Genomic DNA, 18,632 nt, shown 5'->3' with positions numbered 1-18,632 from the left:
AAGTCTTGTTTTCAATGTGAATCGTGCCAGTCACCTGAACAGGCTTAGGAGTTTCTTCATTTGTTAAGGTTGCAATTGGGATATAACGACGTGTACCACTGTAGCTAACATAACTAATCCATTGATGATGATCTGCGTCTAATACCTTATCATAGCGAATCCGTTCTCCTTTTGCAAAGGTAAATTCAGTCTTAGCTGCCATTGCGGGACTATTTTTGACTTCAACCTCTTTTTTAAAAGTATAAACTCCTTGAGACGGAATGATTTCTCTCGCAGAACTTGGCTCAGCTACACTTGTCTTAGTGCCGCTAACACCTCTTACTTTACCGTTTGATTCAATGTAGTAAAGATGAATATTATAGGTGCCACGTTCACCCTTGTGCTTATCAACATTGACAGAAACTTTATAATTTCCATCACTTTGCTTAGTGGCATCATACCAAATAATATCGTCTTGACCACCCTTATCTGTCCAGATAGGAACTTTCACTCTAGAAATTCCATTGCTGTCTGACACATTTGTAATCAGGACATCAAAGCCTTGAGATGTCTTATTTTGAATGTTAATAGTACCTGTTACGCTGTATTTGGGCTCTTCCACCTTCGTCGTGGTACCCGTTACACCTTGCAAGCTACCATCTGACTGAACGTAATACATGTGAATGTTGTATTCGCCTCGATTATTTTTATGGCGACGTATATCCACACTCAACTTGTAGGTGCCGTCTATTTGCTTGGCTGCATCGTACCAGATGATGTCATCTTGACCGCCTTGACTGGACCAAACAGGCAGCTTCACCGTTTTAACACCTTTGGTTGAACTAACATCTGTCACCACCACATCAAAACCTTGCGAAGTCTTATTTTCAATGCGAATCGTGCCGGTCACACTATATTTAGGTTCTTCCACCTTAGTCGTGGTACCCGTCACACCTTGCAAGCTGCCGTCTGACTGAACGTAATACATGTGCACATTATAGTCACCGTAGTTATTCTTATGACGACGAATGTCCACACTCAATTTATAAGTGCCGTCATTTTGTTTAGTGGCATCGTACCAGATGATGTCATCTTGACCGCCTTGGCTAGACCAAATAGGCAACTTCACCGTCTTCACACCCTTGGTCGAGTTGACATTCGTCACCACCACATCAAAGCCTTGCGAGGTCTTATTTTCAATGTGAATCGTACCTGTCACTTGACTTTGAGCTGGTCTTTGAGGTGCTGGCTGAGCTAACTTTGTAACAGCTGCATAACGACGCATTCCACTATAAGAAATATAGCTAATCCATTGATAACCATCATTTTCCAGCACTTTATCATAGTTAACGCTATCGCCTCTATTAAAAGTAAATTGTGTCGGAGCTGACCATTTGGCTTCATTCTTAACCTCTGCCGTTTCAGAGAAAGTATATCTTCCTCTAGAAGGGAGTGTTCCTGTTGAAGAAGGTGTTGGCTTTGCAGGTTGAACTGGTTCTGTTACCAACTTATTAATAGCCGCATAACGACGGATACCGCTATAAGAGCGATAGCTAAGCCATTGGTAACCATCCGCAACCAAAACTCGGTCATAGTAAACGCGATCGCCTGCATTCACATAAAACTGCAATGCTGCACTCGCTTTCGGTTCATTTTTCACTTCCGTACGTTTCGTATAAGTGTAATAGCCCTGACTTGGTAAGGAAGGTACACTTTGCGCTACTTTGGATTCTGCAAGACGAGCTTGTTGTGCCGTTTGCGTTTTATCCATCAATTTCGCAACATCAATTTCTTCTTTCCTTGCTTCTTTTTCGACAGGACTCTTTTCAACTTTTGCAGTTGTTGAAGAATCAGCTGTGTCTGTTGTTGCATCAACAGATGAATTTGTTGTTTCGTCTTCTGTCTGTGTCGCTGCATCAACAGTCGTTGGTTGAGAAGGTGTCGTCTCTGTAGCTACAGAAACAGCTTTATCCGCTGAAGAACTAGTTGGCGCAGTTGTTGTTACAGCAGTTTCTTTTTGAGTTGTTGCTGTTTGAGGAGCCACAGCAGTTGATCCAGTTGTGTTTTGAATATTATTTTTTGCGGCAGTATTTACTTGAGACGTTTCAATACTTGTGTCTGTTGTAACTTGTTCATCAGCCGATACTGCTTGACCACCCATAAAGAGGATACACCCAATCAAAACAGAAGCTGCACCACACGAATATTTACGAATGGAAAAACGTTGTTCTTTGTGATCAAACATTCTTTTTTTCATCACTTGTCCTACTTTCTAATTTATGTTTATCATCTTAATTTCTATAAAAGGGATGTGCATTGGCATTTTCATCTTGCCCAATCAAAATATGATCTGTATTAGAGACATTTCCTGTAATAGGATCAGCTATACCTGCAGGAATCTTTAAATTCCAAGATCATTATACAGTTTTATTTTGTAAAAATAGACATATTATAGAAACACTTGTAGTTTATTTGTAATATTTCTATTACCTGAGGAGGAAAAGTCAACAATATCCTTAGTGTTTTACATCTGAATAGGCTATGTAGTAACGCTTAGACTCTGTTCCATTAGAAACTACAAAACTATACCAATTTTCACCGTTTTCAAAAACATACTGATCCCAATCAACATTTCCTTTAGGATAAGTATAGGCAACTTCGCTTGATTTATCTGGTGAAGCATAAACTGGCGTGTCTTGGTACAGTTCAAGAGTTCCAGAGGTCACTTGAGTACCTCCTCCTTGAGATTGAACAATTGAAGGAGTCGAAGATTGCTGGCTACTTGCACTATTTTGGCTATTTGAATTACTAATCTCTGATGATTGAGCATTTGTAACCGAATTGTCTTGCTCTTTATCAGTTGTTTTATTATCATTAGTAGACATTTTGTTATTTTGAGAAGCTTTTGTCTTTTTAGAGCTACTACTTTTTGTTGTTTTCGTTGTTTTTACTGAATGTCCATTTGTCCCACTTTTGACTTCATTTTTATGACAAGCACCAAGTAAAAGCAAGGAGCATAACATGGTTACACTTGCCAATTTATATGATTTTTTCATTGTATTTCCTTTCTTTTTCAGGAATCTTTAAATTCCAAAGTCATTATATAACTTTGTTTTGTAAAAATCAACACATTTTAGAAATATTTGTAATTTGTTTGTAACATTTTCTTTATTCTCATATTCCTGATAGAAACAAAAAATTTTTGATAACATTCTTCATATTTTTAACAGAATTAAATCTCCTTTCTAGGTACACATTATATACCTTTGAATAAACTATTTCAATAGATTTTTATAAAGATAGTCATTTTTTTTATAATTATAACTATAATTATCTTCTGCGCTTGGATATATTCCCTTAGTTTTAAGGTAGCAGTTTCAAAAATAAAACACGAATAAAATTATCCCCATAATTAACTGGACATAAGATTATTCGTGTTTTTCTACAATTTATCTTTAACTTACACTTTTTGAAAATTATCACGAAGATACTTTTCAAGCGTCAATGCCATTTTTTCATTGCCGCTTAGTTTATATAATACTTGCGAAAGCGTAAAATATTGTTTTACAATACTTTGGCTAGAAAAATCCTCGCTAATATTTGCTAATATACAGTATAAATCTGCTAATAAATAACTACAACTGTATTCATTACATTTTTCAATAACATCAAGCGTTTCCTCTATTCCCTTTTCAATCTGAGAGCTTTTCCAAAGATAGCGACAAAAATTATATCTAATTTTAATATAAATTTTCAACTCTATTATATGAGTAAAGTCAATACTTTGAAATTTAGGTAGTACTGCTTGATAACATTTTTCAAATTCATCATTATTTTTTTCTTCTAAAAAGAAATTAAGCAAGGTATTAGAGATACGAAGGTACATTAACTCATCTTTATTTAATCGCACAAGCATTTGTTCTAATTTTTTAATAGCCTCTTCTCTTTTATTATCACAATGAAATGAAACAATTGCCCCTATCCATTCAAGATAATTTTGGTCTGATAATGGCAATCTATGTTGTTTATCAACTTCTAAACTGTATAAATATTTTAATGAATCATACTCACGCTTTACTAGAAAGGATTCTACCAGCTCTTTGAATTGTACCAACTTAGATGTCTCACCAAGTACACTATCATCAAAAAAATAGTTCATTGTTACATTCATTTTTTTTGATAATGAATATAAAAGATCCGAACCAGGCATATACTTGCCTTTTTCCATTCTACTAATCTGACCTTGCTCACATACCCCTTCTGCTAATTCTTTTTGAGATAACCCTAATTCCAATCGCTTACTTTTTAATCTTGTAGCTAATAATGTACTCATACTATTCCTTCAACATTTTATAATTATTTTTCATTATATCATATGAGTTAAAGTATATAACATTAAATTTTTATGACAATAATAATTTTTGGGTATTATATCTATTGAAACGAGTTCAAAATTGCCAATCTATAGTTGACTCAAAGATTACAACTGTTCTGCTATTCGCCCTGCCAACACTTGGTATCCCGCAACGGTCAAATGCAGTCCATCAGTGGTAAATGCTTCTGCTAATTGTCCTGCTTCGTCTAACAGACTGTCGTAGACATTGACAAAAGTCACATTCATATAAGCAGAAGTCAACTCTTGATAGACATGGTTGAGACTTTGAATTTTTCGATTGCTTCTTAGATGAACGCGCTTTTTGTAAGTAGGGCTTTCATTGACTGGTAAAACAGACAGAAGGCAGATTTCTGCAAGAGGATAATTTCTAGCAATCGTTTGGATGATACTTTCCACATTTTTCACCGTTTCTTGCTGCGGAATTTCCTTTCCAATATCATTAGTGCCGATGAGAAGAAAAATCTTATCAACTGCCTGCCCAAATAAAAGAGATTCTAAATGCTCTAGCAACAAATCGGATCTATACCCTCGAATTCCACGGTTTATTAGTGTTTTTGACGTTTTTAATAACTCATGTAATGGAAAATACTCTACGATAGAATCTCCCAGAAAAAGTACATCGGGGTCTTTGACGGATATACGATTCAACTCTTGGTATTTTTTTCTGATCTGCTCTTGCTCATTCAAAAGCCATTCATCTAATAATTGGACAGCCATTGACTCTCTCCTTTCCTCAAATAGTTCTCTAATACTGTCAGGACGCCCGCCTCTGTATTGGCTGGTGCAAGGTGATTGGCAACTGCCTTGGTTTTAGGATCCGCATTCTCCATAGCATAGGAAATCCCTGCTAATTGCAGCATTTCAATGTCATTTTCACTATCTCCAAAGGCCATGATGTCCTGCTCTTGAATTTTCCATTTTTGCATCAGTTGTTTCAATCCCCAAGCTTTATGGATCCCTTTTTGTAAAATATCAATCGCTCCATAACCGCTTGTGACCGCATTTAAGGTACCTTCAAAATCCTGATTGAGCTGTCGAGTAGCTTGAACTGCTACTTGCTCGTTTACCGTCATACTCATTTTCAAGACTTGTGGAAAATCGTCCGGACGCAATGCTTCGACAAAGTTTATCTTTCGATAAAATTCTTGTGCCATTTCTGCTGTCATAACTTTTTCAATCATTGGAAAAGTTGTCCCCGTTTTGACAAAGGCACCATTTTCAGCTGTAACAACTAAGTGTACATCGCGTTCTCTCCCTTCAAAATAAGACAAAACCTGTGCCACCAAGTCCGGAGACCAACATGTGCCTAACAGTATCTCGTTTTTATCAAAAATCCGCGCACCGTTTGCGGCAATCAACGTCATGCGCTCCAACAAATCACCAAACAGCAGGCGCATTCGATGAATTTCATTACCAGTTGCCACCACAAACCGCATCTCCCGCTTGTCCAGCTCATCCAATATATTTTTCAACCGGTCGCGATCGAATTCTCCTTTTTCATCTAAGAGCGTGCCATCCATATCAGTCACAATCATCTTAATTGGCATGTTATCACCTCTAACAATTATTCATTTCAAATTTAAATCTCATCGTTCATTTATTTCATAATGTATAACTATCCTTTTGCCATTTCTGTAATTCCGCTTGGATAATGTAAAACATTATTGGCTACATTTACATCTTATTTCAAAAGGATTATATTACGTCTAAACATATCCCAGTAAACAAAGTTTTTCTTTTATTTTACCAAAAAGAGAGTTGAAGAGGAAACAATTGTATTCAAGCAAGGATTGGTCTTTTTAGTTATAGTTTAAAACTATATTCTTTTCTCTAAATTAACTATTTTTCAAACATGCTCAGCTTTTGTACAATAAAAAGCAAGAAATCTAGAAAGAGGCATGTATATGACACAATCAAAATTCCAACTAGTTGGATCTCTTCTTCGTCCAGCTGATCTGCTTAATTATAAAAATAAAATTGAACATCGTGATGACATTCAGTATCCTTTTTATGATAGTTTTCCGGGTTATCGTGAAACAGAAACAGCAGAGATTAAAAAGGTCATTGCTGATGAAAAGGCAAATGGTATTGATATTTTGACAGATGGTGAATATTCTAAGTCCATGTGGCATTTAGATTTTATTTGGGGACTTAAAGGTATTGAACGTTACATTGCAGACCACGGCTACACTTTTAAAGACCATGATGGCGGACAGTACGAAACACGTAAAGACATCGGTATTCGCATTAGACAGCCACTTTCAGGTAAAAATCATCATTTCTTAGATAGTTACAAACTGCTCAAGGAAGAAGCTGGTGATACGCAAACAAAATTAACGATTTGGGGACCTGCGCATGCTTATACTGAACTGGCTATCTTTGATAAACTTGCTGGTGAAGGGCAAGTTTACAAAACCAACGACGAATTAAAAGCTGGTCTTATCAAGGCCTACAAGGAATTCTTGACAGAATACAAGGAAGCTGGCGGGGCAATCATCCAGTTTGATGATTGCCTTTGGGAACTTTTTGATGAATCAAATCCTGCTTCGTTTTTTGCTGATGGCAATGCTGCGCTGGCTGATTTAGCTGATGAATTCATTGCGATCAATAACGAGGTAGCTGATTACGGTCATCAATTAAGACTCAAAGTTTGGACACATAACTGTCGCGGAAATTATGAAAGCCGTTCTGCCTCAGGCGGAACTTATGAAGCGATTGCGGAAAAATTCTTGCGTGAGCAACACTATGACCGCTTCTTCTTAGAATGGGACAGTGACGTCTCAGGTGATTTGAAAGCCCTCGCTTCTCTTAAAGATAAAGATGCTGAAGTTGTTCTTGGACTTCTTTCTAGTAAGACAACTGATCTAGATGATGAAGAACGTGTACTTCGTTTATTAGAACAAGCCAGCACTATCCTTCCTAAGGATCGTCTCCTGCTGTCACATCAATGCGGTTTTGCTTCCTGCGATTCAGGCAATGAACTAGCTATTCCACAACAATGGGCCAAAATCAAACAAGGTCAAGAAATCGCTAAAAAGTTTTGGGATTAAGTTGTACGTGACGACATCTTATGACTGTTTAGTGAATCCTTATAAAACGCGAGACAAACTTCTTTTTGAGGTTTGTCTTTTTTGACCTTTGGCAATAAATACGACTGAAAAAGAGTAAAGTCAAAATGATTTCTCTATTTGGCAAATTTTTAAGGTAAAAACAACAGAGAGTGGCACTTGGACATTTTCCTCCTGATATCTATGTTACAACTTTCAGTTCATTTGTTTAACACAAAAAAGGAGGTTGAAACAAAAATTCCCAGCCTCATGTATTTTATCGTTTAGCTTGCAAAACGCAGTGGTTAGTTGGATAACCCTATCCCTGACCGTACCGGCGATAGTGGCTATCCCAACCATCTGTGCGGAGGTGGGAGTAAAACAGTCCACTGGACTGTTTTAGGTCAGCAAGTAGAAACTAGGACTTGCTGAAAAATCACATTCTTCAAATGATTGATGTCTGTCCCACTCTCTATTTATAAGGAGCAAATTTATCAAATTACACTGTCAATTCAATCTGATTGCCTTCTAAACCCAGAATGCAGCTTTCATAGTAGCCATCACCCGTCAGACGTGGACCGCTTAAAAGTTGATAACCGTCTGCTTGGAGTCTAGCTGTCAATTCATCTACCTTTTCTCTGCTTCCTAGACTGAAAGCCAAATGATGGTAGCCCAAAAAGAGAAGTTCTTGGTTGTTCTCCACTAAACCTTCCTTTCGGGTCATGATTTCCAATCTTGCTCCTTCGTCAAAGCTGAGGAAGTAAGACTGAAAACCTGTTTTCTGATTATAGTAGAGCTGATTACTTTTTGCTTCAAAATATGTTTCAAAGAAGCATTTCGCCCCTTCTAAATCTCGAACATAAAGGGCTGCATGCTCAATCTTCATAGAGTTTTTCTCCGTTCGTTGCAATGACTTCTTTGTACCAGTCAAATGATTTCTTCTTGTAGCGAGCCAAAGTCCCTGTTCCATCGTCGCTTCGGTCAACATAGATAAATCCGTAACGCTTGCTCATCTGAGCTGTTGAAGCAGACACGAGGTCAATACAGCCCCAAGTGGTATAGCCCCAGAGCTCAACACCATCTTCAATCGCTTCGCCGACCTGTTGCAAATGTTGTTTAAGATAATCAATACGATAATCATCTTCAACAGTTGGACCATTAGGACCATCTACCAAGACATCTTTAGCACCGAGACCATTTTCTACGATAAAGAGTGGCAACTGGTAGCGGTCATAGAAAGCATTGAGAACTAGACGCAGACCAATTGGGTCAACTTGCCAACCCCATTCAGAACTTGCCAGATAAGGGTTTTGCAGACCACCTAGAACATTTCCACGACCAGAAGAATAACTTTCTGGGTCATGAGCTTGAACCACACTCATATAATAAGAGAAGGAGATGAAGTCCACGGTATGTTCTGCCATCAATTCCTTATCACCCGGCGCAAATTGAATCTCAATTCCATTTTCCTTGAAGAAACGGTTCATATATGCTGGGTATTTACCACGCGCATGAATATCTGAAAAGAGATAGTTTTGATTTTCAAACTCACGGGCAGCCAGTACATCCTCTGGTTTTGGCGTCATCGGATAAGCCGGCATGGCTAGTACCATACAACCAATCTTAAAGTCTGGATTGATTTCATGCCCAATCTTCGTTGCAAGAGCTGATGCCACTAGTTCGTGATGAACTGCTTGATAAAGGTCTTGCTTGGACAATTCTTCTACTGGTGTTGCAATCCCTCCACTCATAAATGGCGCATGAAGAACGGAGTTGATTTCATTAAAGGTCAACCAATAGTTCACCTTGTCTTTGTAGCGAGTAAAGACGGTACGAACATAGCGCTCATAAAAGCCAATCAAATCACGATTTGCCCAACCATTGTACTTGCGTGCCAAGTATAGCGGTGTTTCATAGTGCGACAAAGTCACTAAAGGCTCAATGCCATATTTTGCCAATTCATCAAAGAGGTCATCATAAAACTTTAGACCTGCTTCATTTGGCTCCGTTTCATCACCATTTGGGAAAATCCGTGACCAAGCAATGGAAGTACGATAGACCTTGAAGCCCATTTCTGCAAAAAGGGCAATGTCTTCTTTGTAACGATGATAAAAGTCAATCCCTTCTAATTTGAGATTGTCTGCTGTTGGCTCATCTGTAATCAAAGGATTGAGATCACCTGCTTTAGCTGGCATGCCGCCTTTTGGTGTTACATCTTGAACCGAAAGACCTTTCCCGTCCACATTGTAAGCTCCTTCGTATTGATTGGCAGCTGTTGCACCGCCCCAAAGAAAATCTGCTGGAAATTTACTCATGACTTTTACCTCTTTTATTTTTCACTTAATTATATTATAATCTTAGACAAGAGTATTTTCTAACACAATTCTCTTATAAATTGGTATTATTCTACGAAAGAGGCAACACTTATGGATCTGGGAACATTACACAAAGATATCGTTTACAAAAATCAAGGCACTCCTTATTCTCTCACACGAACTATTACAAAAAACGGTCAGCCGGACATTCTCTTTCATTGGCATACGGATGTTGAGCTAGTTTATGTTCATGAGGGAACTGCGCAGTTTCACATTGATTATGATTACTTTAATAGTGAAGCAGGTGATATTATCCTGATTCGTCCCAATGCTCTTCACTCCATTCACCCGATTGAAAATCAACGCCACTATATGGATGCGATTAACTTTCATTTGGACTTAATGGGCTATTCTGCGATGGATCAAGCTAGTATTGAATATTTGCAGCCACTTTATAATGGTCAGCTGGATTTTGTTCGTGTCATCAAGCCCAATCAGCCAGCCTATGCAGACATTCGGCAGTGTTTACTTGATGCCATGAAAACAGGCTATTATCGTACAGAGTATTTTGAATTTCAGCTCAAAGCCCAGCTCAACCAACTCTTTTTTCTCTTATTTGAAAATGGCTATGTGATTTCAAAAGAGCAATCCTTAGAAGGCTATCGCAAGGAAGAAAAAATCCGTACCATCATTGACTATATCGGTAGTCATTATCAAGAGGAACTCACGATTGATCAGCTTGCTCAAATTTGTGGTTACAGCGATACCCATTTCATGAATTTCTTTAAGAAACATCTTGGGGTATCTTGCATGGAATACGTGATTCAATTTCGCTTGCGAAAAGCGGCTGAACTCTTGCAACACTCTACCTTACCCGTCCTAGAAATTGCTACACAGTCTGGCTTTAACAATCTCTCTAACTTCAATCGTCAGTTTAAAAAGTATTACCAAATAACTCCTAGTCAATATCGGAAAAAATAACAAGGAGACATTCAATGAAAGATACTATCTGGTTGTTTCCGCTGCTATTCATTTTTCATGATTTGGAAGAAATCATTGGCTTCATGCCGTGGATAGAGCGAAATGAAAAACTGCTGGCAAAAAAAGCCGTCTTCATTCTAAATACCCACAAAGGCTTATCCACAGAAGGTTTCGCGCTAGCTGTGGCAGAGGAATTTGTCGTGGTGCTCCTCGTCTCGTTCTTTGCTCTTATTTGCCACACTCGCCTACTTTACCTCATCTGGCTGGGCGGATTTGTCGCTTTCGCTCTTCATCTGGTGGTTCATATCCTGCAAGCTATCTGGCTTAGACGCTATATCCCAGCTCTTGCGACCTCTATCCTGTGCTTACCAGTTAGCAGTATCATCATTTGGAAAGCAAGCACTTTACTTCGTGTCAACACATCTGAGCTGCTCTTTTTCAGTCTCATTGGTATTCTTATCGTTATCAGTAATCTCTTTTTTGCACTCTGGTTAGGTAAACAGTTTTCCAAGTGGGTAAATAAGATTTTTTACAACCCAGAAAAGATTGAAAAACTGTAACATAAATGGTACACTAAAAATGTAAACGGATTCATGGAATTAAAGTTAAAAATGCAGCATGATGATTTTGAGGAATAAGAGGAGATAGAATTATGAAAAAAGACATACATTCGTCAATCGTTTTCTTATTAGCCTTCATTGTGATTACTGCGTGTGTTCATGGAAACACAGCACCAGCAAAACCATCAGATACTGTTAAAGCCAAGCAAACACAACGTTCTCATTTTTCTGCCTCTCAACAAAATTCTTCTAGTTCAAGCCAGACAAGTTCTTCTCAAACCTCAACTGCTGGAGAAAACAATTCTTCAGCTACTAATAAAACAGTCCCCTCTGAATCTATAGATAGTACCGACCCAAAAAGTCATGTAGGAGGGGAAAAGGTTCAACTAAATATCTCTACAATTGTCCAACGACGGTGGAATTACTGCGCACCAGCAACCGTATCTATGATACTGGCAAGTCAAGGTCTTCAGGTTGACCAAGCCCAGCTAGCCAATGAAATGGGAACAGATGAAACTTTTGGAACTCATAATAGCAATGCTATAAAAGTTTTAAATCGCCATTTGTTTGGCTACGATGTACCATCAGGAAATCAAGCAGGATATCGTTTAGCAACTGTAACCAATCCTAATTCTGATTCAGAAGATATGAGATTATTCAAAAAACGCCTGATTCAAAATATCAATGGCGGCTATCCAATGTACTACACTTTCAATAATAGCAAAATATATCCCGGCAAAAGTGGAGAGCATAATGTTATCGGTGTAGGATATGTCTTAACAGAAGATGGTTCAGATGTTGCTTATGTCTATTATTTAGATCCATCTTATTTAGTCCAAGATTCTGTTTATGGAGGGTTAAAAATTGTGAGTCCAGAAGAATTGCTAAATGCAATGGTAAGTTGTACTGAACCAAATTATGCATGGTAAAAATCCTCTATACTATTGAATTTTACCAAAAACAAAAAGCCAGAAATTCTCAACGCAAGAATCTCTGGTCTTTTTTCTAAAGGAATAAACTTATTCGTTCCATTTCAAATTGACATGCTCATTCATTTCCTGATAAGCAGTGTCAATTCGTTCTTTGGTGGCTTGGTCTAATTGATTACGGTATTTTCCACCTTCAATGAAATCTTCTAAAATATAGGTCTGATAGGTGTAGAGAGGATAGCCTTCTGGTGAATACGTTCCTTTCGCCACACGACTAACCCAACTTGGATGCGCCTGTACTTTCTTGATAATCGTCCCTTTCTGTGATTTCTCAACTGTCACGTCCATGAGCACGCCGCGTTCTGTCCATTTCTTATTTTCCACACCGTCCATTGTCTCGATTCGCTGATTGGAGATAAAATTTCCCATAGAATAGATAATGAATTTCTTTTGCCCATTTTGTTTGACGACCTCTGATGGTTCAACGACATGCGGATGCCCGCCAAAGATAATATCCGCTCCCCACTCAATCATCTTATGATAAAGAGTTTTTTGCTCCTGTGTCGGTTCCAATTGATATTCAACCCCCATCTGAGGCATGACAACGGTTATATCAGCTTCTTTTTCGGCTCGCTCAATTTCTTTTTTCATCTTTTCTTCATTTAAATCCGACAAATGATGATTATAGTCTGCCTGAGAGAGATTTCCCTCTAAGCCATTAAATCCATAAGAATAAGCTAGGAGCGCAATTTTAATCCCATTTACTTTTTTAATGACAAGTGACGATTTATTCCGACTTTCATGAGTGTAAACTCCAATTGGTGTAATGCCTTGTTTTTCAAAAGCCTCTGCTGTTGTGGTAACACCTTCTAATTGGGAATCTAAAATGTGATTGTGTGCCAAATCCACGACTTGATAACCAGCGTCTTTGATAGCAGATACCACCGACTCTGGCGCATTGAACAGCGGGTAGCCCGCCAAAGGATAATTTGGTCGAATCGTCCCTTCAAAGTCTCCTAATACCAAGTCCGCTTTTTTCAACCAAGGTTTGACATATTGATAATTCTCTGTGAAATCATATGTCCCGTCTGACTGTAAGGCACTCATATATAGAAGGTCATGATACAGCAAATCTCCATTTGCCATGATACGAGCCATCTGTACACCATTTGAGGAAGAAGACATTTTTTTCTTTTGTACAATACTTGTTTTTGTAGGCCTTGTCTTCATCTTCATGCTATCGTTTATTTTCTCAGCTAATAAAATCACACTTGCTACTAAAAACACTACGCAAAGCAAGCCTAAAATAAACTGCCAATTAGTTGCTGACTGTATTTTCCGTTCTGATCTTTTCATCTCCTGTTCTCCTATACCTCTATTGTAGCACAAAGAAGCAGACATGACGCAGGAAATGATAAATAATAAAAAGGACGAAGCATGTTTGTAGTAGCTCTAGTTGATTTTTTCGACCAACTGTTTAGAACTCTACAAGTTTTGCTTGTCCTTTTCTTAGATTATTTACTTACTTTCAGCAAATCATCGCCTAGTTTCACATCGCCGCCAGCTAATGCTTCAACTGTCTTATAATCAGCTGTATTGGTTACAATGATTGGAGTTGTAACAGGATAACCTGCTTTCTTGATAGCATCTATATCAAAGCTTAGCAATAATTGACCCGCCTTGACCTTTGAGCCTTGAGTAACATGTGCCATAAAGCCTTCTCCTTCAAGAGCGACTGTATCCATGCCCACGTGAATCAAGATTTCAGCGCCATCATCAGTCGCTAAGCCAATCGCATGGTTGGTTGGGAAAAGCAGACGAATCACACCGTCAGCAGGAGCGACAACTTCGCCAACGCTAGGCTCAATTGCTACACCTTGACCCATTGCGCCACTTGCAAAAACAGCATCAGGCGTATCTTCGAGTGCGACCACTTTCCCGCTAAGCGGAGCTGTGATGACTTGCTCAGGAGCAATCTCTTCAACTGGCTGACTGATTTCTTCAGCAGCGACTTCTTGTGCCCCACCATAAAGAGTTGGAATCTTTGTAAATTGGGTCAATACAAATCCAAGAACAAAGCTGATTGCAATTGCTACAAGGAAGTGAATGAGTAATAGTGAGTCTTTTGGATCAATGAAAGACGGAATCGCAAAGAGTCCCATTCCACCCATTACTTGCATTTTGGCATTAAAGAAAGCGAGATAGGCCCCTTGAACTGCACCAGCAATACAAGTCATAATAAATGGTGTTCGCATTGGCAAGGTAATCCCGTAAATAGCTGGTTCTGTTACCCCAAACAAAGCCGAGATAAAAGCTGGAATAGCCAACTGTTTGACTTTTTCTTCTTTTGTACGCAAGAAGATATTGAGCAATGCTCCTGCTTGCGCAAAGCAAATAGCAATAGAAGCTACAAGAATGACACCTGGTCCTTTTTGTAATTCCAAAATTGCAAGCGGCACCAATCCCCAGTGGAGACCGAACATAACCAACACTTGCCACAAAGCACCCAGAATAATTCCATAAATAATTGGGCTGAAGCTATAAATACCTGTGAAAATAGCACCGACTATATCAGAAGCCCATGTCATGACTGGTCCAATAACAAGAAATGATAACGGTACCGTGATTAAGATAACAAAGAATGGAACAACAAAGACTTTGACAACATCTGGAATAATTCGTTTAAAGAATTTTTCAATTTTTGAGCCGACCCAAATTGCTAGAATGATTGGCAATACAGTTGATAGATAACTAGAAGCAGGGAAGATAATCGGCAAACCTAAGAAAGTTGCGTAGATTTTTGACTCAATAAAAGTTCCTGCAAATAGCGTGTAGAGTGGTTTAGCAGCTGTAAAGCTAGCTGCGATATTTGGATAGACCAAGGCAAAGCCAATTGCAAGCGCTGTGAATTTTTCCATTTTAAACCGCTTAGCAGCAGTCAAAGCCAGAATCAATGGTAAGAATTGGAAGAATCCGTCACCAGCGGCATTTAAGATGACATAAGCACCGTCTGTCGACTTAACACCACAAGCTGCCATAATGGCAACTACACCTTTGATCATACCAGCTGCAGAAAGAGCTCCCAGCATTGGTTGGAAAAGTCCTGAGATCAAGGCGATAAATCGGTCAAAGAGATTGCCTTGCGGAACATCTCCTTCATCCACATCAATACTATCCTCACCAGAAATATCTGCTTCCTTAATGACCGCCGCATACACATCTGGCACGTGGTTCCCAATCACCACTTGGTATTGTCCACCAGCTTTTACAACCGTTACAATACCGTCTCTATTTTTCAAGTATTCCGTATCTGCCTTGCTCTCATCTTTCAGAGAAAAACGCAAACGCGTCACACAGTGCACTAACTTGATGATATTTTCCTTACCACCAACGTGAGCAACAATATCCTGAGCCAAGTCGGTATAATCTTTTGCCATAATGGACCTCCTTTATTTTTTAGGTCAGCTGTGTTGTTGCACATATAAATATAGAACAACGGTAACAAAAAAACCTAAACACATACCAAATAGAAAGCAGTTCCCCTACCTTATATCTCGTATTTGTCTAGGTTTTGCCTGCATGACCAGTAACAATCCATGAATTAAGTATAACACAAGTTTCTAAAAATGCAAGCGGTTTCTAAAAGTTTTTTTATTTTTACACCAAAAACATCATAAAATCTCAATTATCCGCATAAATACTAGAAGCGATTTCCCCTGTCAAAGATACAACCAATCAAATGACTACTAGTTCACTATGCATGAATGTGCTTTGATACAACGATTTCCCTTAAAAAGTGAAGATGAAACAGGCACTTCCCATACAAACAGAAAAAGGCATCACCCGCTCCATGTCCCGTAAGGGAACACCAGCGGACAATGCCTGTATCGAATGGTTCCATTCTGTCCTAAAGTCTGAAACCTTCTATCTCCATAACTGGAGAAACTTAACCAAAGATAGTATAACAGATATTGTTAATCTTACATCATATTTTATAATGAAACTAGAATTCAACAGAGATTAAACGACCAGTCTCCTGTGGATTGCAGAAATCTGGTCGCCTAAAAAGGGGGGTCTTCTGTCCCATTATTGGGGTGCAGTACCAAGATAGAGATTCTTCTAGAAAAGAAATCGAAAGAACGGGTAATTTATCAATCACATCAAGAAATGAGTTTTTATCTAAAAATATCAATAAGAATTATTTACTTTATACGGATTATTTAGATATTAAAGAAACTGCCAATATCATAAAAACATCAAATAGGTTCTTTGTTTAAGAGGTATCATATAAATTTTCAAAAGACACATGTCTTTTGAAAATTTGATAACCCATTCATAACAGATTACACAAAGAAACGTGAAGTACTTTCCTAAAGAAAAAACGCCCGAAATCTTATATAGCAGGGCGTTACGAGCATTTAAGAATGTTCAAAATGATAATTGGAAATTTGTGATATGTTTATACAAAAAAGCGAGACAAAACCAAGGATATTTATCACTTTGGGCTGTCTCGTTTTTGATTCTAAAACTATCTAAAAAACTCGGCTTGAAGCAATCTATTATTTATCAAATTCTGATAAATTATTATATTTTTCATCTAAGCCATGACTAAACCAACGACCATTTAAAACTTGTGAAATCAAAACTTGTTTTCTATCTGTAGGAACACTAGTATCTTTTTCTATGGCATCCAAAACATCTGCATAGGTAAACTCTTTCTTTCCCATCTTAATATTAGCATCTTTTTTAGTTGCATCTAAATAAAGAGTCGTTTCATCGCCAGCTGCTGACCAAGTTTTCCATTCTGGCAAATTTTTGCCATTTGGATTGCCGTTAGAGATAAAATGATAGATATAATCTTGGAAAATAGTAGATAATTTTTTTGCGCCATTGCTCTTATAAGCATCACCAACTAATGCTTTATAATTTTGATTATCTTGATCAAAAAGCGGGACAAAAACTCCATGATACGAGCCAAAAGTTGACATTGGAGAGCCAACAACAGCTGGATCGTGACCGAATTGAACCTCACCTGCATAAATTGGCGACTTATAATTGGCAATCATTTTTTCTGCTGATTCTTGAACATTAAAGAGACTATAAAGTTGACCACCGTATTTATTGATAAAGGTGTAATCGCTTGCGGCAAGCTCTTGAGTCATGGTTTTATTTTCTTGAGCTTTAGCGAAATACTTATCAAAATATCCAAATAAGGAGAATTCATCTTGACCTGTTAACATCAATAATGGAACATTGTTGTAATTCTTAGTGTCAAATCCTTCTTTTGGCAACACAACCCCATCAGGATAGAGGTGTGGGAAAACACTCATGCGGATAGAGGCATTTCCCATCAAAGAAGCCAAGCGTTTCGCATCTAAATGATATAAATAATCCTTAACCTCATTGTCGCGCGTTAACAACCAAGCTTTCGCTTCTTCTACAGATTCTTTTTTACCATCTTCTACAACCAGTGGCGCTAAAGCCGTTGCGAATACATCTTGGCTCTTAGACTCATCAGCCAGTGTCATACCGCCACTGAAGGAAATAGCTTTATCAAATTTCCCTTTGAAAATTGGCGAAATCAACATCGCCATTACATCACGACCGCCTGCCGAAAAACCTGAAACAGTAACGTTTTTAGAGTCACCGCCAAAGTTTTCAATATTTTCTCGAATCCAATCTAACGATTTTGCAATATCCAGCAGAGTATAATTGCCAGAATTTTCTTCATCACTGCCTGTTTTCAGTGCAGAAAGAGGATTGAAACCTAAAACACCCAAACGATAGTTCACAGAAACAAAGATTGCATCATGGTTTTTGACAAACGAAGCCCCTGACAATTCTTCTGATTTCCCAGTTTGATTATTTCCTCCATGAATATAAACCAGAACTGGCAGCTTCTTTTTATTTGAATTTGGACGATAAATATCTAAATTCAAAGCATTTTCACTACCAATAACGCCATCTGTACTTGATTGAAGAGCTACTTGACCAGATTTACTAGCATCAAGTTCTCCTTTCCACTTTTTAGGATTGCTTGGTGCTTTCCAGCGATTAGCTCCAGAAGTGTCTCCGCCGTACGGAACACCTTTCCAGGTAAGGATACCGTTTGTAGTACTCCCTTTCACCAGACCGTACTCTGTCTGGCGAACAATCAAATGATTATTTTTTTGTTCTCCCTGCTTTGAAGTCTGACTACAAGCGACTAAAATTATAAGTGAAATAGCTAACCCTATCCATTTACAAAAGTTTCTAAAGTTCATGTATTGTCTCCTTTATATTGATATTGAAAAAGTTTTCTTTGTTTTCTATGCTACCCTCCTTCCTAAAACAAAGAAAAAACCTAAACACATACCAAATAGAAAGTAGCTTTCCTACCTTATATCTCGTATTTGTCTAGGTTTTGCCTGCATGACCAGTAACAA

General features: G+C 38.2%; 14 protein-coding genes and 2 pseudogenes. 6 read left to right on the top strand and 10 right to left on the bottom strand.

The genetic code is table 11. The features are described from left to right. From HMPREF3249_RS06800 to HMPREF3249_RS06780, 5 genes are all read right to left on the bottom strand, one after another. The coding region (locus HMPREF3249_RS06800; RefSeq protein ID WP_070867552.1) for a GBS Bsp-like repeat-containing protein at nt 1-2,236 on the bottom strand (2,236 nt) is incomplete at its 3' end. 259 nt (nt 2,237-2,495) lie between these two features. Next, nucleotides 2,496-3,035, bottom strand: coding sequence for an SH3 domain-containing protein (locus tag HMPREF3249_RS06795; protein WP_037613391.1), 540 nt, complete (start codon nt 3,033-3,035; stop codon nt 2,496-2,498). 404 nt (nt 3,036-3,439) lie between these two features. Next, nucleotides 3,440-4,312, bottom strand: coding sequence for a helix-turn-helix domain-containing protein (locus tag HMPREF3249_RS06790; protein ID WP_070670159.1), 873 nt, complete (start codon nt 4,310-4,312; stop codon nt 3,440-3,442). 147 nt (nt 4,313-4,459) lie between these two features. Next, nucleotides 4,460-5,092, bottom strand: coding sequence for an SGNH/GDSL hydrolase family protein (locus HMPREF3249_RS06785; RefSeq protein ID WP_059221536.1), 633 nt, complete (start codon nt 5,090-5,092; stop codon nt 4,460-4,462). Further along, nucleotides 5,074-5,922, bottom strand: a complete 849-nt coding sequence (locus HMPREF3249_RS06780; RefSeq protein ID WP_059221539.1) for a Cof-type HAD-IIB family hydrolase — start codon at nt 5,920-5,922, stop codon at nt 5,074-5,076. Before HMPREF3249_RS06780 ends, HMPREF3249_RS06785 begins: the two co-directional genes overlap by 19 nt. 357 nt (nt 5,923-6,279) lie before the next feature. On the opposite strand from HMPREF3249_RS06780, the gene HMPREF3249_RS06775 reads away from it, so the two are divergent. After that, a complete protein-coding gene (locus HMPREF3249_RS06775; protein WP_059221541.1) occupies nt 6,280-7,425 on the top strand; it encodes a cobalamin-independent methionine synthase II family protein in 1,146 nt (381 codons plus the stop codon). Nucleotides 7,426-7,921: 496 nt separating this feature from the next. Here the strand turns inward: HMPREF3249_RS06775 and HMPREF3249_RS06770 are convergent, their stop codons facing one another. Both HMPREF3249_RS06770 and HMPREF3249_RS06765 read right to left on the bottom strand, forming a co-directional pair. After that, a complete protein-coding gene (locus tag HMPREF3249_RS06770; protein ID WP_049534139.1) occupies nt 7,922-8,308 on the bottom strand; it encodes a VOC family protein in 387 nt (128 codons plus the stop codon). Beyond that, complete coding sequence (locus HMPREF3249_RS06765) at nt 8,298-9,737, bottom strand: glycoside hydrolase family 1 protein (RefSeq protein ID WP_049534137.1); 1,440 nt, start codon at nt 9,735-9,737, stop codon at nt 8,298-8,300. Before HMPREF3249_RS06765 ends, HMPREF3249_RS06770 begins: the two co-directional genes overlap by 11 nt. 111 nt (nt 9,738-9,848) lie before the next feature. Between HMPREF3249_RS06765 and HMPREF3249_RS06760 the strand changes: the two genes are divergently transcribed. From HMPREF3249_RS06760 to HMPREF3249_RS06750, 3 genes are all read left to right on the top strand, one after another. Beyond that, nucleotides 9,849-10,718 (top strand): AraC family transcriptional regulator, encoded by an 870-nt coding sequence (locus tag HMPREF3249_RS06760; protein ID WP_003039856.1) that lies wholly within the window; start codon nt 9,849-9,851, stop codon nt 10,716-10,718. Between the two features lie 14 nt (nt 10,719-10,732). Continuing rightward, nucleotides 10,733-11,278, top strand: coding sequence for an HXXEE domain-containing protein (locus HMPREF3249_RS06755; protein WP_070497102.1), 546 nt, complete (start codon nt 10,733-10,735; stop codon nt 11,276-11,278). Nucleotides 11,279-11,370: 92 nt separating this feature from the next. Further along, complete coding sequence (locus HMPREF3249_RS06750; RefSeq protein ID WP_070867551.1) at nt 11,371-12,207, top strand: C39 family peptidase; 837 nt, start codon at nt 11,371-11,373, stop codon at nt 12,205-12,207. A gap of 90 nt (nt 12,208-12,297) precedes the next feature. Here HMPREF3249_RS06750 and HMPREF3249_RS06745 read toward each other — a convergent pair whose 3' ends face one another. Both HMPREF3249_RS06745 and HMPREF3249_RS06740 read right to left on the bottom strand, forming a co-directional pair. Continuing rightward, nucleotides 12,298-13,563, bottom strand: a complete 1,266-nt coding sequence (locus HMPREF3249_RS06745) for a CapA family protein (RefSeq protein ID WP_059221545.1) — start codon at nt 13,561-13,563, stop codon at nt 12,298-12,300. Between the two features lie 158 nt (nt 13,564-13,721). Further along, on the bottom strand, nt 13,722-15,644 hold the full coding sequence (locus tag HMPREF3249_RS06740; RefSeq protein WP_070867550.1) for a beta-glucoside-specific PTS transporter subunit IIABC: 1,923 nt from the start codon (nt 15,642-15,644) through the stop codon (nt 13,722-13,724). A 395-nt stretch (nt 15,645-16,039) separates the two neighbouring features. Here HMPREF3249_RS06740 and HMPREF3249_RS09705 point away from each other — a divergent pair. Both HMPREF3249_RS09705 and HMPREF3249_RS09770 read left to right on the top strand, forming a co-directional pair. Continuing rightward, nucleotides 16,040-16,272, top strand: a pseudogene (locus HMPREF3249_RS09705) (IS3 family transposase); the annotation flags it as partial. Between the two features lie 38 nt (nt 16,273-16,310). Next, nucleotides 16,311-16,484, top strand: a pseudogene (locus HMPREF3249_RS09770) (AAA family ATPase); the annotation flags it as partial. A gap of 282 nt (nt 16,485-16,766) precedes the next feature. On the opposite strand, the gene HMPREF3249_RS06735 reads toward HMPREF3249_RS09770, so the two are convergent. After that, complete coding sequence (locus tag HMPREF3249_RS06735; protein WP_022526486.1) at nt 16,767-18,470, bottom strand: carboxylesterase family protein; 1,704 nt, start codon at nt 18,468-18,470, stop codon at nt 16,767-16,769. Nucleotides 18,471-18,632: the final 162 nt, after the last annotated feature.

Origin of the sequence: Streptococcus sp. HMSC36C04, from assembly GCF_001839535.1 — a bacterium.
GTDB classification, from domain to species: Bacteria; Bacillota; Bacilli; order Lactobacillales; family Streptococcaceae; genus Streptococcus; species Streptococcus hominis.
The sequence above is the reverse complement of the archived record's forward strand: the minus strand, read 5'-3'. Positions and strand labels throughout refer to the sequence as shown.

Bases quoted from the DNA above. Each gene is read 5' to 3' on its own strand.
- HMPREF3249_RS06795 (WP_037613391.1), bottom strand. From the start codon at position 3,035: ATGAAAAAATCATATAAATTGGCAAGTGTAACCATGTTATGCTCCTTG.
- HMPREF3249_RS06760 (WP_003039856.1), top strand. From the start codon at position 9,849: ATGGATCTGGGAACATTACACAAAGATATCGTTTACAAAAATCAAGGC.
- HMPREF3249_RS06785 (WP_059221536.1), bottom strand. From the start codon at position 5,092: ATGGCTGTCCAATTATTAGATGAATGGCTTTTGAATGAGCAAGAGCAG.
- HMPREF3249_RS06770 (WP_049534139.1), bottom strand. From the start codon at position 8,308: ATGAAGATTGAGCATGCAGCCCTTTATGTTCGAGATTTAGAAGGGGCG.
- HMPREF3249_RS06780 (WP_059221539.1), bottom strand. From the start codon at position 5,922: ATGCCAATTAAGATGATTGTGACTGATATGGATGGCACGCTCTTAGAT.
- HMPREF3249_RS06745 (WP_059221545.1), bottom strand. From the start codon at position 13,563: ATGAAAAGATCAGAACGGAAAATACAGTCAGCAACTAATTGGCAGTTT.
- HMPREF3249_RS06735 (WP_022526486.1), bottom strand. From the start codon at position 18,470: ATGAACTTTAGAAACTTTTGTAAATGGATAGGGTTAGCTATTTCACTT.
- HMPREF3249_RS06765 (WP_049534137.1), bottom strand. From the start codon at position 9,737: ATGAGTAAATTTCCAGCAGATTTTCTTTGGGGCGGTGCAACAGCTGCC.
- HMPREF3249_RS06790 (WP_070670159.1), bottom strand. From the start codon at position 4,312: ATGAGTACATTATTAGCTACAAGATTAAAAAGTAAGCGATTGGAATTA.
- HMPREF3249_RS06750 (WP_070867551.1), top strand. From the start codon at position 11,371: ATGAAAAAAGACATACATTCGTCAATCGTTTTCTTATTAGCCTTCATT.
- HMPREF3249_RS06775 (WP_059221541.1), top strand. From the start codon at position 6,280: ATGACACAATCAAAATTCCAACTAGTTGGATCTCTTCTTCGTCCAGCT.
- HMPREF3249_RS06755 (WP_070497102.1), top strand. From the start codon at position 10,733: ATGAAAGATACTATCTGGTTGTTTCCGCTGCTATTCATTTTTCATGAT.
- HMPREF3249_RS06740 (WP_070867550.1), bottom strand. From the start codon at position 15,644: ATGGCAAAAGATTATACCGACTTGGCTCAGGATATTGTTGCTCACGTT.